General features: G+C 48.0%; 17 protein-coding genes. 5 read left to right on the top strand and 12 right to left on the bottom strand.

Annotated features, from left to right (window positions below; genetic code table 11):
- Positions 1–31 precede the first annotated feature (31 nt).
- Together PKOR_RS09065 and PKOR_RS09060 are read left to right on the top strand one after the other, a co-directional pair.
- On the top strand, positions 32–514 hold the full coding sequence (locus tag PKOR_RS09065) for an NUDIX hydrolase (protein ID WP_046310271.1): 483 nt from the start codon (positions 32–34) through the stop codon (positions 512–514).
- 62 nt (positions 515–576) lie between these two features.
- Entirely contained in the window at positions 577–1419 is an 843-nt protein-coding gene (locus PKOR_RS09060) for a class I SAM-dependent methyltransferase (RefSeq protein WP_046310270.1), read from the top strand.
- Positions 1420–1925: 506 nt separating this feature from the next.
- Here PKOR_RS09060 and PKOR_RS23420 read toward each other — a convergent pair.
- The 8 genes from PKOR_RS23420 to PKOR_RS09030 all read right to left on the bottom strand — a co-directional run bounded on the left by PKOR_RS23420 (position 1926) and on the right by PKOR_RS09030 (position 6426).
- The gene (locus tag PKOR_RS23420) at positions 1926–2114 is read right to left on the bottom strand and encodes a ComEA family DNA-binding protein (RefSeq protein WP_052738781.1); all 189 of its coding nucleotides are present in this window, start codon (positions 2112–2114) and stop codon (positions 1926–1928) included.
- Positions 2101–2235 carry a helix-hairpin-helix domain-containing protein gene (locus PKOR_RS24060; protein ID WP_200897433.1) on the bottom strand — a complete coding sequence of 45 codons (135 nt, stop codon included), beginning with the start codon at positions 2233–2235 and terminating at the stop codon, positions 2101–2103. Before PKOR_RS24060 ends, PKOR_RS23420 begins: the two co-directional genes overlap by 14 nt.
- Before the next feature lie 40 nt (positions 2236–2275).
- Complete coding sequence (locus PKOR_RS09050) at positions 2276–2566, bottom strand: ComEA family DNA-binding protein (protein ID WP_046310269.1); 291 nt, start codon at positions 2564–2566, stop codon at positions 2276–2278.
- 75 nt (positions 2567–2641) lie between these two features.
- On the bottom strand, positions 2642–2821 hold the full coding sequence (locus PKOR_RS09045; protein WP_046310268.1) for a hypothetical protein: 180 nt from the start codon (positions 2819–2821) through the stop codon (positions 2642–2644).
- A gap of 9 nt (positions 2822–2830) precedes the next feature.
- On the bottom strand, positions 2831–2989 hold the full coding sequence (locus tag PKOR_RS25235) for a hypothetical protein (protein ID WP_200897432.1): 159 nt from the start codon (positions 2987–2989) through the stop codon (positions 2831–2833).
- 6 nt (positions 2990–2995) lie between these two features.
- Positions 2996–4648 carry a sodium-dependent transporter gene (locus PKOR_RS09040; RefSeq protein WP_046310267.1) on the bottom strand — a complete coding sequence of 551 codons (1653 nt, stop codon included), beginning with the start codon at positions 4646–4648 and terminating at the stop codon, positions 2996–2998.
- A gap of 217 nt (positions 4649–4865) precedes the next feature.
- Positions 4866–5771, bottom strand: coding sequence for an SDR family oxidoreductase (locus tag PKOR_RS09035; RefSeq protein ID WP_046310266.1), 906 nt, complete (start codon positions 5769–5771; stop codon positions 4866–4868).
- A gap of 4 nt (positions 5772–5775) precedes the next feature.
- On the bottom strand, positions 5776–6426 hold the full coding sequence (locus PKOR_RS09030) for a peptidylprolyl isomerase (RefSeq protein ID WP_046310265.1): 651 nt from the start codon (positions 6424–6426) through the stop codon (positions 5776–5778).
- 306 nt (positions 6427–6732) lie between these two features.
- Here PKOR_RS09030 and PKOR_RS09025 point away from each other — a divergent pair, with 306 nt between their 5' ends.
- Positions 6733–8292, top strand: a complete 1560-nt coding sequence (locus tag PKOR_RS09025; RefSeq protein WP_046310264.1) for an alanine/glycine:cation symporter family protein — start codon at positions 6733–6735, stop codon at positions 8290–8292.
- 96 nt (positions 8293–8388) lie between these two features.
- Here the strand turns inward: PKOR_RS09025 and hemC are convergent, their stop codons facing one another.
- The 4 genes from hemC to PKOR_RS09005 all read right to left on the bottom strand — a co-directional run bounded on the left by hemC (position 8389) and on the right by PKOR_RS09005 (position 12166).
- On the bottom strand, positions 8389–9339 hold the full coding sequence (gene hemC / locus PKOR_RS09020; RefSeq protein ID WP_046310263.1) for a hydroxymethylbilane synthase: 951 nt from the start codon (positions 9337–9339) through the stop codon (positions 8389–8391).
- A 126-nt stretch (positions 9340–9465) separates the two neighbouring features.
- Complete coding sequence (locus tag PKOR_RS09015) at positions 9466–10590, bottom strand: DNA polymerase III subunit (protein ID WP_046310262.1); 1125 nt, start codon at positions 10588–10590, stop codon at positions 9466–9468.
- 46 nt (positions 10591–10636) lie between these two features.
- Positions 10637–11842: a GlmU family protein gene (locus PKOR_RS09010; RefSeq protein WP_046310261.1), complete on the bottom strand. Its 1206-nt coding sequence runs from the start codon at positions 11840–11842 to the stop codon at positions 10637–10639.
- Positions 11843–11920: 78 nt separating this feature from the next.
- Positions 11921–12166 carry a type B 50S ribosomal protein L31 gene (locus tag PKOR_RS09005; protein WP_046310260.1) on the bottom strand — a complete coding sequence of 82 codons (246 nt, stop codon included), beginning with the start codon at positions 12164–12166 and terminating at the stop codon, positions 11921–11923.
- Between the two features lie 190 nt (positions 12167–12356).
- Between PKOR_RS09005 and PKOR_RS09000 the strand changes: the two genes are divergently transcribed.
- Positions 12357–12872, top strand: a complete 516-nt coding sequence (locus PKOR_RS09000; protein WP_046310259.1) for a phosphoribosyltransferase family protein — start codon at positions 12357–12359, stop codon at positions 12870–12872.
- Between the two features lie 84 nt (positions 12873–12956).
- Positions 12957–13541, top strand: a complete 585-nt coding sequence (locus tag PKOR_RS08995; RefSeq protein WP_046310258.1) for a non-canonical purine NTP diphosphatase — start codon at positions 12957–12959, stop codon at positions 13539–13541.
- Positions 13542–13604 lie beyond the last annotated feature (63 nt).

Raw genomic sequence — 13604 nt, 5'->3', positions numbered from 1 at the left:
GTATAAAGTTTACATTTTTATACGTTGAACGATGCCCTCACAAACAAACCTTAACAACCCAAAACCCAAACTCCCTACGGTAGAGCAGGTATCCTCAGGAGGAGTGGCCTACCACAGGGGCTCATCTGGTGTAGAGGTGGCCCTAATTTCTGTAGGACCTCAAAGGCGGTGGCAGCTGCCCAAGGGTATAGTAGACCCCGGTGAAACACCAGAGGTTACTGCTGTGCGCGAGGTGCAGGAAGAAACAGGTATCACCACAGAACTACTTCAAAAGATAGACACCATAGAATACTGGTATGTTGGCGACAAAGGCAAGCAGCGGGTGCGCTTCCATAAGCTTGTGCACTTTTTCCTGCTGCGGTACGAGTCAGGCGACATAGGAAAACACGATTGGGAGGTAAACGAAGCACGGTGGGTGTCTTTGAAGCAAGCTTTTGAAATGCTTTCTTTCAAAAGTGAGCGGCAGGTTGTCGAAAAAGCTATAGGATTGATAGATAGTTTAAATCAACAATAGTTCTCCCTGCGCTTTCTTTATACAAGTAATAGATGTAACTCTCGCTTAAAAACTGATCAAACATGGTAGCAGCGTCTAAAGAATCATCATCTGAAGAAAAGTATCTACACGGCTACTCGCCGGAGGAACAGACCCGCCTGTATAAGCAGGCAAGGTTCATGGAAAATAAGATTTACTCCGACATTGATTTTTCTACTGTTACAAAACTGCTGGAAGTTGGCTGTGGTGTTGGGGCACAATCTGAGATTTTACTACGCCGCTTCCCACATCTCTTCCTGACCGGCATCGACTACTCTGATAAGCAGATCGCGCAGGCTCGTAAGTTTTTGTCTACAGTTCCTTATGCCACCGACCGTTACGAACTGCTGCAGGAGAATGCCATGGACATGAGCTTTAACTCACAGGCAGATTTCGACGGAGCTTTCCTTTGCTGGGTGTTGGAGCATATACCCGAGCCTGCACGTGTGCTGTCGGAGGTGCGCCGCGTGCTGAAGCCCGGCAGCCCTATTGTAATTACGGAGGTGCTAAACTCCAGCTTCTTTGTGGAGCCCTACTCTCCTAACGTGCTGCAGTACTGGATGCGCTTCAACGATCTTCAATACGATATGAGCGGAGACCCTTTTGTCGGCGCGAAGCTGGGGAACCTATTGCAGTCTGTAGGGTATCAGCGAATCAGCACCGAAACTAAAACCTACCACCTCGATAACCGCAATCCTGCCAAACGTGCCGAGATGATTGGCTTTTGGACTGAACTACTCCTAAGCGGGTTACCGCAACTGTTGGATGCCGGTTATGTGGATGCGGAATTGGCGGATAAGGTGAAGGAGGAGATGCATATAGTAGCAAAAAGCCCGAATGCTGTTTTCTTCTATACTTTCATTCAAGCAAAGGCTTTTACGTCGTAGTTAAGTGATTTGCCGCAAGCTTCCGCTTATGCCAAACTTCTCGTCGCTGGCGCGGGCTTGCAGCCCGTGCCTTTTTACACTTGGTTTTTGCTTGCTATACTTCATAGTCGCAGCCTCTACAACTTGAGCCAAGCTATACTTTCTAACTGCTGTTCCTCCACGGCTCTACAACCAGCTCGTTTCACTTTTTGCGCTCAAGGCCGCGGGGCCTCGTCCTCGGGCATCGCGCGGCGTTCCCTCCTGCGCCAGGGCGCTGCCCTTAAGGCACCGGATTTCACAAGGCGCTCAACCCAAGGACTGGGATCAGCTTTAGTTAGACACTGCTAGCGAAGCTTATCATTACTCCCCCTCGAAGGGGCATAGGAAGATGTTTGTAATTCTTGAAAATTCCGCTCCTCAGAAGGGTTAGTTCATGGTTTCACGAGTCCAGCTTTCACAGCAATGCGGATACACTATGGAGTCCTTTCCACTTTTTGTCTCAAGAGTATCTGAGATGACTATAGCTGCTACAGTGTTAGGTATGGCTGTAGTTTTACATAGAGCTCTGCTGTTACCAGCTTTACCTGGCGCACGTCTTCCAGTTGTCTGTACCTGCCATGCTGCTCACGGTAGGCAACATTGGCTCGGGCCACGTTAGAAGAGATGCATGGGTGTGCCCGCAGTTCGTCGGCAATAGCGGTGTTAATACTTAGCACTGTTGGCTTTCGGCACGAAGGTATACTTCTGCAGGCTTTCTACCACCTCCGGCTGCAATCCATAAACCTCTCGCAGCTGCTCAATATCATGGAAGCCGCCCAAGCCATTTCTGTACTTCACGATGCGAGCTGATAGTTTACTGCCTATGCCCCTGATCTACTCAAGTTGTATGGTGTATATTGAAAGGAGCAAGTATAAACCGCTCACGCTTGTTATTGCTCCAGTTGGGGTTTGGTGTGGGGCGAGTTGCTATACTTTCAGGGCGTTTGTACTTAGACGGACGCTCCTCAGGCAAATCGATGTAAGGGTAAAGCCGCTGAAAAACAGAATCCGGAAGCCCATAGATTTTGCCTAGTTCTGCTTTGTAGGTAAGGTTACCTACTTTGCTTCGGTAGTTGAGAATAAGCTGCGCCAGGTACTTGGGCAAATCGAACGCCTGCCACTCTTCCACCGTCAGCTCGTTTGGGTTGAAGGGCCGTAGTATACTTGCTGGTTCGTTCCGGCTGCCTTTCCTCCAGTTGCGCTACTAAGCTGTCAAGTAGTTGGCGGTCTTGAGGTGAAACGTACTCAGACTCTGCAGTAACGTACTTAAAAGAAAAGGTGCCACCAATAGCAGCACCAGTAAGGTAAGTAGCACCAGAGACGCATTTACTTCACGCTGCGAAAAGCCAAAGTTCCTGCGTATCCAGTGCTTTATTTTCTTCATGTATAGTTTTTACGGTTTTACCTGGCGCTCTGGTTCATCGTCGTTATCGAGATAAGAGTCTGGCTCAGGCTTTGGGGGTGCACTTAGCACACGCGTGAAAAAGTAAATCATCAGCCCGGTTACCAACAGCATGGTACTGAGCATCACAATAAGTGCAGATGTATTCATAGTTTCTTATATCCTTCCTTCTCTAACTCTTTTTTTATAGGCAATGTAAACCAACGCAGCAATACTCAGGAACACTGTTACCAGAAGTATACGCGAGGCATTTACAAAGAACAGTGTTTCCTGCAGTTGTTCGATTACAGCAGGATCTGTAGCTTCTGCCAGTTGGCGCTTTAGGCTCGTATTCTTGATCTTGTTGATAATAGAGCTGTCGTCAAGCACCCAATCACCTGCAAAAGCCTTTGCCCAGTCGCCGCCTTTCGGCGTTACCAGTGAGCCGATGAACACCCACAGGAGCAGCAGCGGAGTTACAAACTTGATGATGTACCTATAGAAGTTAGGTACTTGTATATCGGCTCCGGATGTGATCTCACGCCAGCCTTTATCCATACCAAACACCCATGCAAATAGAATCGTCTCAACCAGGGCAAATACTACCAGCGAAACTGTACCTGCCCAGTAATCATACTCATCGAACACACCGTAGTGGAAGAACAGTACCGTTGGCATACCTAGTATCAGCACGATCAGACCAAAAGACCAGGCCGCTGATTTACGCTCCCATTTAAACTCATCCTGCAGGAAGCCGATCCAAGGTGTACCCATAGCCAGGGAGGAGGTGATACCCGCAAAGAACAACAAACCGAACCACATAACACCGGCAATGGCACCTAGCACCTCGCCCCACTGCGTAAACAGGAACGGTAGTGTTTTAAATGCCAGCCCCAGACCACCGGACTGCACCAACTCTGTTACTCTTTCTACACCCAAGTAACCAATCGAAATTGGAATCAGGATAGAGGCACCAAGTACTACTTCTACGAATTCGTTCATCCAGCCAGCCGACATAGCATTAAGTGCGATATCATCTTTAGACCTTACATAAGAAGCGTAGCAGTGTACAGTACCCATACCTACCGATAGCGTAAAGAAGATTTGTCCGGCTGCAGCAAGCCACACTGTTGGCGACCACAGTTCATCAAAGTTTGGCGTCCACAGGAAGTTCAGGCCCACAGAGCTGTCGTTTACGGCACCGGCTTCTCCGGCAGAAATGGTAAAGCCTTTGAACGCCAGGAACACGCCGAACAGAATCAGCATAGGCATGCCTATCTTTGCCACACGCTCTACACCACCAGACAAACCTTGCGATAAGATCCAGGTGTTAAGCAGCAAACAGATGATGTAAAACACCACAGCCTCATAAGGTATACCTAGTGTGGAATCGCCGATGCTAACATAGGTGTCAAAGAAAGCTGCCACGCCTTCCTGATCTAGGCCATTGAACGTGCCCAGAACGGAGTGAAACACATAAGAGAGTGTCCAGGACTCCAGGTAGCAGTAATAAGCCGCTACAGCAATGTTTGTCCAGATACCGAATACGCCAATATACTTCCACAGGCGATGTTTACCCATGGTGTCCACAATATAAGGTGTGGAGTGGTTACCATGCTTGCCCCCAAAGCGGCCCATAGACCACTCTATCCAAAGCAGGGGAATACCCATCACCAAAAAACAGACAAGATAAGGGATGATAAAGGCGCCGCCGCCATTTTGCACCGCCTGCACCGGGAAGCGCAGGAAGTTTCCGAGACCTACGGCATTACCGGCCATCGCCAGGATTAGACCGACGCGTGAGCCCCAGGATTCTTTGTTAGCACTCATAAAGTAAGGTAGAAGAGTTAGTTTAGTTAGTTTAAGGTGTTTGGTCGTATTGTACTGAAATTAAAGGGTACAATATAGGTAATGGATCGGACAGCTGCATTAAAAATCGCATATTTTTAATGTTATAGCAATAAGGCAGTAAACCGAAGCTTACTGCCTTATCTTGAATTCGTTGGGAACTTGTGGCGCAACTGAATACACCGAGTACTTTGCTATACTAAGCCTCAGCCTGCTCTGCCACTACTCGGATACCCTCGGCAAAAGTGTGGGGGCGGTAACCTAGGTCTGTTTCGGCTTTCCGAATGATGAAGCCTGTGCGAGGCGGACGCTTGGCAGGCTGTGAAAAGGTACTGCCATCGGCCTTGTCTATAAGCGATTTATCTAGTGCAAAGTAATTGGCAACCTGCAGGGCCATATCATAAGGAGTCAGCATTTCGCTGCCAGAGATGTTATAAATACCCTCAGCGTCCTTCTCAGCAGCCAACCAGCAGCCCATTGCTAAATCCTCGGCTAGTGTTGGTGTGCGGAACTGATCTGTAACAACTTTGATTACTTTACCAGCCTGCAAACTATCGCGCACCCACAGCACAATGTTAGTACGACCATAGTCGTTTACAACGCCATATACCAGCACTGTCCGGAGTATGGCCCACTTACACTTCGCGTTCTTCACGATCTCCTCTGCCATTAGCTTGGTCTCTCCGTAGAAGTTTACCGGCTTTGCCTCCGCCTCTTCGTCATATGGGCCGTTTTCGCCGTCAAAAATAAAGTCGGTGCTTACGTGGATGAGGTGCACATTATACTTTTCGCATGCATCTACCAAGAACTGCACAGCATCACGATTTAACAGCAGCGCACCGTCGCGATCGCTCTCGCACTGATCCACGTTGGTCATGGCGGCAGTATGGATGATGTGTGTAGGGCGGAACTTGCTTACCACCTGCTCCACCTGCTCTGGGTTCGTCACATCCATACTTTTGAAAGGAAGTGTCGGATATAGCTCAGCTAGTTTGTTCTCTCCACGGCTGGTGGCAAGTAGTTCAACATCCTGCCTTGATAGTAATAGTTCGGCTAATTTCTGCCCCAGTAGCCCGTTAGAGCCTGTAATCAGTATTCGCTTCATCTTGTTATTTCTTTTCCAGTGTTTGGGTGTTGTAATTATAGTCGTACTTCTTAGCGACCTTTTTCTTCTTTACCTGCTCCACCGTCACCTTCATTTTCACGTCAGATAGTGGCCGGTCACGTCCATCCTTTGGCAGCTCCGCGATTTTGTCCACCACATCCAAGCCATCTACTACCTGCCCAAACACCGTATACACGTCATCCAGCATAGGGGTACCATCGTGGTTTTCCACTATGTAGAACTGTGAGCCACTGCTCGCGCGCTCCGGGTTTACCATGTCGCCTTGGCGTGCTGCTGCTACGGCTCCTCGCACATGCTTGTGAGCTGAGTTGATTTCGGCCGGAACAGTATAGCCTGGGCTACCAGCACCATCATTGCGCGGGTTATCATCTTTTGTGTTAGGATCTCCTCCCTGTATCATAAAACCATCTATCACACGGTGGAAGGTAGTGCCATCGTAGAAACCCTCTTTAGCCAGTTTCAGGAAGTTGGCTTTGTGTTGTGGGGTGTCATCAAAAAGCACAAGCTTGATGTCGCCCCGTGCGGTAGAGATGGTTACGAGTTGATCTTTGCCCTTGGGCTTCTGTGCAAGTACGGCCAGCGGTAATACAAAAGCTACCATGGCAGTAGCAGCAATGCGTTTCAGCAGTTTCATACTATCTGTAGAGTTATGTCGGTTTTGTGATTCATGTTCCAGCCACGCCGGTTGGATTTCAAATTTAAGCCTTTTTATGTCTTGTTTACATTTTAAGTTTTCTCTGTAGCCTGTTAACTATCTCTACCGTTGCTTATTGCTGTTTTGCCGTATACCTAAAGGAGAAGTGCTAAAAATCCCTTCCCCTATATATTGTACTATATCGTTATTTTCCTGAACTGACAGGGGCAATCCGGGCTTAAACTTTACATTGGCAGCAGAAATAGTTAAATTCAAGAAAACCGACTAATCAACTAACCCATATAGATGAAACGATTCTTACTCTCTGCAGCGCTCAGTCTGGGGGCCTGTAGTTCCCTTTTTGCCCAGTCAAACAATACAACTATAGACGAGAAAATTGATGCGGCCATAGGCCCTGCAGCGCAATTTATCTCCGACATTATTTTCTATGAACTAAAAGTTTCCGATGATCTAGGTATACCACTTATACTAGTATGGTTATTAGCCGGCGCCTTGTTCTTTACCTTTTACCTTGGCTTTATCAACTTCAGAGGTTTTAAGTATGCACTGGATATTGTACGTGGCAAGTACAACCAAGAGGATGCCCCTGGTGAGGTAACACACTTCCAAGCCTTGACAGCTGCTGTATCTGGTACAGTAGGCCTTGGTAACATTGCAGGTGTGGCCATTGCTATTTCCCTTGGCGGACCGGGTGCCACTTTCTGGATGATCCTGGCGGGCTTGCTTGGCATGTCGTCCAAGTTTGTATCCTGTACGCTTGGTGTAAAATATAGAGACAAACATGCCGACGGAACTGTATCTGGCGGACCAATGCACTACCTGAACAAAGGCCTGAAAGAGCGGGGCATGGCTGGCTTAGGCAAATTCCTGGCAGCCTTCTTTGCTATCATGTGTATAGGCGGTGCTATCGGAGCAGGTAACATGTTCCAGATCAATCAAGCCACACAGCAGTTTATTGCCGTTACAGGCGGCGAGTCAGGTTCATTCTTTGGCGGTGGTAACGCCTGGATTTTTGGCCTGATCATGGCTGTGCTGGTAGGCCTTGTTATACTTGGTGGTATGAAGAGCATTGCCCGGGTAACAGAAAAGGTTGTTCCACTGATGTGCGGCACTTACATTGTAGCTGCCATCATTGTACTGGTTTCTAACATTTCTTTGATACCAGGCGCCTTTGCAGCCATTTTTGAAGGAGCTTTTACAGCTTCAGCAATAGGCGGTGGCGTGGTAGGTGTGATGATTCAGGGCTTGCGCCGCGGTATGTTCTCTAACGAGGCAGGTATTGGTTCTGCTTCCATTGCGCACTCTGCCGTTAAAACCAATGTACCGGTTACAGAAGGTTTTGTGGCTTCCCTGGAGCCATTCATCGACACTGTAGTAGTTTGTACCATGACTGCACTCGTAATTGTGGTAACCGGAGCTTACCAACTGGATACTGCCGGTGATGGTATTGCCCTCACTTCAGCCTCCTTTGCCACTGTTATCAGCTGGTTCCCGATTATTCTGGCAGCTGCAGTTATACTTTTCGCCTTCTCTACCATGATCACCTGGTCTTACTATGGGCTTAAGTCATGGACGTACCTATTTGGCCATACCAAAGCAGCCGACATCAGCTTTAAAGTTATCTTCTGCGCCTTTATTGTACTTGGTGCTCCTATGCAGCTAGGCAGCGTAGTAGCTTTCTCTGATGCCATGCTCTTTGCCATGAGTATTCCTAACATGGTAGGATTATATTTAATGGCTCCTATGGTGAAGCGTGAGATGCAGGATTTCCTTGCCTATGCCCGATCGTCCAGGAATGGGCCGCTTTCCAAAGAAGCTGTAAAAGCAGAAGCTGCCAAAGCCTAAGCTCAAAAAAGATATAAAGCAAAAAAGGCCTCCTGCATTGTGCAGGAGGCCTTTTTTATAACACCAGTAAAGCTCTTGTCTACGCAAAGCTTTTACTTATTCTGTGCGCTCAGCTCGAATGCTTTTTAGTATTTCATCACCACCCCGGCTCAGAATAGTGTTAGCCAATTGCTCTCCCATTGCCTCAACAGTTACAGTCGGTCCTTCCAGTGTTTCCTGCAGCAGCGTTTTACCGTCCAGGCTTACAATGCCTCCGGTTATACTAACGCCTTCGTCTGTTAACGTTGCCAACGCAAAGGACGGGATACTACAACCGCCTTCCATCGTACGCAGGAACGCGCGCTCAGCCAATAAGCAAACGTGGGTGTCTGTATGGTTTAACGCCTCTTTCAGGCCTTTCTTTAGCTCTGGATCAAGGTTCTTGGCACACTCAATGGCTACACTGCCCTGTCCTGCTGCAGGCACAAATTCGTACTCTGGAAAGGTGTGCACAATCAGGTTATCATAGCCCATACGGTAAACTCCAGCGTAAGCCAGCATCAGAGCATCGAACTGCTTCTCTTCCAGCTTGCGCAGGCGGGTCTGCAGGTTACCTCTGGATTCGGCTGTCTTGATGTTTGGGTAGTACTTTTTAAGAAGTGCCTTACGGCGAGTAGAAGATGTGCCTATTACCGCCTTACTATCACGCTCCAGTTTAAAGTTCGGATCGAAGCTCAGGATAACATCGTTCACCTGCTCGCGTTCCATAAACGCCACGAGCTCCAGGTCTTCAGGAATGGAAGATTGTACATCCTTTGCGCTATGCACGGCTATTTCTACTTGCCCCTCACGCAGTGCCACTTCCAGCTCCTCTGTAAATACTCCTTTAGAGCCTATTTTATCCAGCGACTTATCCAGTACCTGGTCGCCTTTGGTACTGATGATAACCAATTCTGTTTTGAAACCAGAGGCTTGCAGCTTTTCGGCAGCATTTTCTGCCTGCCATAAGGCTAGCTTGCTACCACGGGTGCCTATTCGTATAATTCGGTCTGTTATATTCTCTGTCATGTTATACTTTCTACGGAGCACCTGTTTTCAAGTGCTTCCAGTTTTATACTCCCTGCCAGGGAAGAAGAAATTTATACTTAGCCTGATACTGAAGAAAGACCAGCAATCAAGAGCCATTGATCAAAGTTACCCTTTTCGAAGGTAACCGGCAATTTGCAGCGAGCTGTCTACAAATACCATTTTAGGGTTTGCGTTGCGCTCAATATGGTAGTGCGCCTGGTTTAGCTCCTCGGCCAGATCTCCGGCATTATTCCCAGTAATTACCTTGGAGAACTTCTGAACGAAGTCCAGTTCGGCAGGCGGCAGAAAAGAAATCAATGAGGCATCTACCCCATAGAGCATTACTTTCCGGAACAGGTTGAGCGCATACAGCAAGAAGTTCTTCTGGTTCTCACGGCCCAGAGCCTGAAATTTGTCGCTCATCTCCACCAGGTTGTTAAACTTATAGCCATAACACTGGCGCATCCAATCGGTAAAGAAGGTAAAGTAATCGCTGCTGATCTCACTAGGAAGCTTGGCTGCGGCGTTCAAGTTCCCTTCGGCTAATTGCGCTATCTGCTCAGCTTTGGTATTATCAAGGTTATACTTCTGCTGTACATACTGTATTACCTCCTGCTCGGTAAAGTTGCGTACCTGCATTATCTGAGTGCGCGAGGTTATGGTAGCCAGAAGTTTTTCTGCCGACTGTGCCACTAGCAAAAACAAAGTCTGAGCAGGTGGTTCCTCCAACAGCTTCAGCAGAGCGTTAGCAGCAGCAGAATGCATCAGTTCTGGCAGCCAGATTACCACAATCTTATAAGCACCCTCAAAGGCTTTCAGCGATACCAGCCTTACCAGGTGGCGGCTCTCATCTTTCGATATAATGCCTTGCTTATTCTCAGCGCCAATGTGCTGCATCCACTCGTTCAGCCCCTGATATGGGCTTGCAAGTATAAACTCGCGCCACTCGTTCATGAACTTATGGCTTAGCGCATCTTTACTTACCGACTTAGTGGCCGTAACAGGCATTACGAAGTTGAAGTCGGGGTGCACCAGCTTATTCATCTTCACACAGCTGCTACATGTTCCACATGAATTATCGGGCTGTTTGCTTTCGCAGTTGATGTAGGTAGCATAAGCCAAGGCCAAAGCTAGGTTAGCGCTACCCTCCTGCCCCAGAAACAGCTGCGCATGCGCCACATGGTTTTGCTGCACCGACTTCAGCAAGAGCTGCTTTGCTTCCTGATGGCCTATTATCTGTGAAAACTGCACGGCTTAAATAGTTAAATTATTGGTAAGCTCAATTATTAAGAAGCCTCTACGCCCTCTTATCCCACACGCGGTATTGCTGGGTCTGTTCAAAAATATGGTTTAGGATATCCCGATCTACCTGGCTAAGCTCCAGGTTACGGCGTGCCATCACCTTCTCGGCCACCTCTACCACCTTGCGCATCTGGAAGGTCTCAAAGCCAGCCGCTCCGCCCCAACTGAATGAAGGGATGAAGTTGCGCGGGAAGCCTGGTCCAAAAATATTAGCGCTTACCCCCACCACTGTACCTGTGTTGAACATCGTGTTGATGCCGCACTTGCTATGGTCGCCCATAATGAGGCCACAGAACTGTTGCCCTGTATTTTTAAAGCCGTTTTTGGCGTAGTTCCAGATCTTAACCTCGGCATAGTTGTTCTTGAGGTTTGAGGTGTTGGTGTCGGCGCCAATATTGCACCACTCACCTAGCACGGAGTTGCCCAGGTAACCTTCGTGGCCTTTATTTGAGTAGCCAAAAATAACCGAGGCTGCCACCTCACCACCTACCTTGCAAAATGGCCCTATGCTAACGTCGCCGCGCATTTTGCCCCCCATGTTCACATTGCTCTCCTCACCCAAGGCGAAAGGTCCTTTTATGACGGCACCTTCATGTACCTGAGAGTTTTTGCCCAGGTAAATCGGCCCGTTCTCTGCATTTAGTATCGCAGCACGTATCTTCACACCTTCTTCTATGAAGATGTTCTCCTCATTGTACACAATCGTATGCTTATCTCCTATCGGTTGGCTTTGGCGCCCTTTGGCCAGGACATTGAAGTCGCTACGGATTTGGCTACCGTTTTGCAGGAAGATATCCCACACATCGCGGATAATGGTACAGCTTTCGTACTGGTGCCTTTGTGGCGCAGAATGCCCTACCAGCTCTTCCACGGTGTTAAACTGAAGGGTATCGCTGTTTAGGGCAATAAGCAGGTCGTTCTGGTACAAGGCCTCCCCTTCTTTTAGCCCCTGTATGGCGCTTACCAACTCCTCGTTTGGGCAAACTGCACCATTAATGTAGAGGTTGCTGGCTCCATTGTGCACATTATACTTAGGCTGCAGATAAGGCTGTGTGAGGTATGAAACAGCCACTCCCATATAATGGGCCCATTTTTCGGCAATAGTTAAAATACCAACGCGCATGTCTGCCACTGCTCTTGTAAAGGTCAGTGGCAGAAGATCCTGCCGGATAGCGGGTTCATCGAATAGGATGATGTTCATACTACAAAAATAAAAAAGTCTTCCCGAAATTGTTCAGGAAGACTTCTCTTTTGAAACGTTTTAACCGGAATAAACCGCTTATTTTTTCTGGTAGCGCTTGTTGAATTTCTCAACGCGTCCTGCGGTATCCACGAAGATGTTTTTACCAGTGTAGAATGGGTGTGAAGCAGAAGAAACTTCCACTTTGATTACAGGATACTCTTTCCCATCTTCCCAAGTGATTGTCTCATCAGAGGTCATGGTAGAACGAGTAAGGAATTTGAAATCACTAGTCATATCCTGGAAAACCACCTGTCTGTACTCTGGGTGAATGCCTTTTTTCATTATCGTAAACGTTATTTAACCTTAATTTCTGAATCGGACTGCAAATTTAATAAGATTATTTGAAAGTAAAACGCTATGAGCCAAATTATTTTACACTCTGAGCAAAAGCCGCGGCCGTAGCAATTATCTTTATAAATTTGCCTTAGCAGCCCTAGTAAGAGTTTGCCTGTATAAGCACAGAAAAAGACCTATGACACCACAAACCAAACAGCAAAACCTGATACTGGACCGCGCCCAGATCGAGCAAAAGGTGACGCGCATGGCATATGAAATATATGAGCGCAACTTTGAGGAACAGGAGCTTGTGCTGGCAGGCATTTACCCTAACGGCCATACCTTAGCAGAGAAACTGGCCACGCAGCTACAGCAAATATCCCCGATAAGAATACAGCTACTGCAGGTAAAGCTTAACAAAGATAAGCCTTTGCAGGAGCCAGTACAGCTTGAGCCTGAAAGCTTGAGTTTGGAAGGTAAAGCTGTGGTGCTGGTCGACGATGTGCTAAACACCGGCAAAACGCTGGCTTATACTTTGAACGTGTTTCTGTCGCGAAGCCCCAAGAAAGTAGAAGTGGCAACCCTGGTGGACCGTCACCACCCGCTCTACCCTATTGCCGCTACTTACACCGGCTACTCACTCGCCACCACCCTGCGTGAGCGCGTACAAGTCGTACTGAAGGAGGATGAGGTAGCGGCATACTTACTTTAATTGTGTGCGGCTTACTCACCCACAAAGCTCTTTCGGAAGCAGCCGTGCAGTTCAAGTTATTTACCACTTAGTTAGAAGATACTTATGAAAAGACTCTGCTTTGCAACCAATAACAAACATAAGCTAACCGAAGTAAGCCAGATGCTGGAAGGCAAGTATGAGCTGCTGAGCCTGCAGGATATTGGCTGCAACGAAGAGCTACCCGAAGAGCAGGATACTCTGGAAGGCAACTCCCGCCAGAAAGCAGAGTACGTATGGCAGCATTATAACGTGAGCTGCTTCGCCGACGATACTGGTCTGGAGGTAGAGGCCCTTGATGGAGCTCCAGGCGTGTACTCCGCCCGCTATGCCGGTCCACAGCGTTCTGACGCCGATAATATAGAAAAGCTTTTGCAAAGCCTGCAGGGAAAAGCAAACCGCCGCGCCCGCTTTCGCACCAGTATCACTCTAATATTAAATGGCCAGGAACATCAGTTTGAAGGCATTGTAACAGGCAGCATAGCGGAAAATTGGCAAGGCGATAAAGGATTTGGTTATGACCCGGTATTTGTGCCAGAAGGTTATGACCTTACTTTTGCACAGATGAGTTCGGAAGAAAAAAATGCCATCAGCCACCGTGGCCGTGCTACGCAGGAGCTTGTTCGTTTCCTGAAAACGCTTGAAGTATAAAAATACCTGGTGAAAGTAGCCAAGTACCTGCTAATGTCTTAATTTTGTGGCCTGAAACCAAAG

The sequence above is a fragment of the Pontibacter korlensis genome (genome assembly GCF_000973725.1).
Classification (GTDB): domain Bacteria; phylum Bacteroidota; class Bacteroidia; order Cytophagales; family Hymenobacteraceae; genus Pontibacter; species Pontibacter korlensis.
This window is presented reverse-complemented; position numbering and strand designations above follow the sequence as displayed.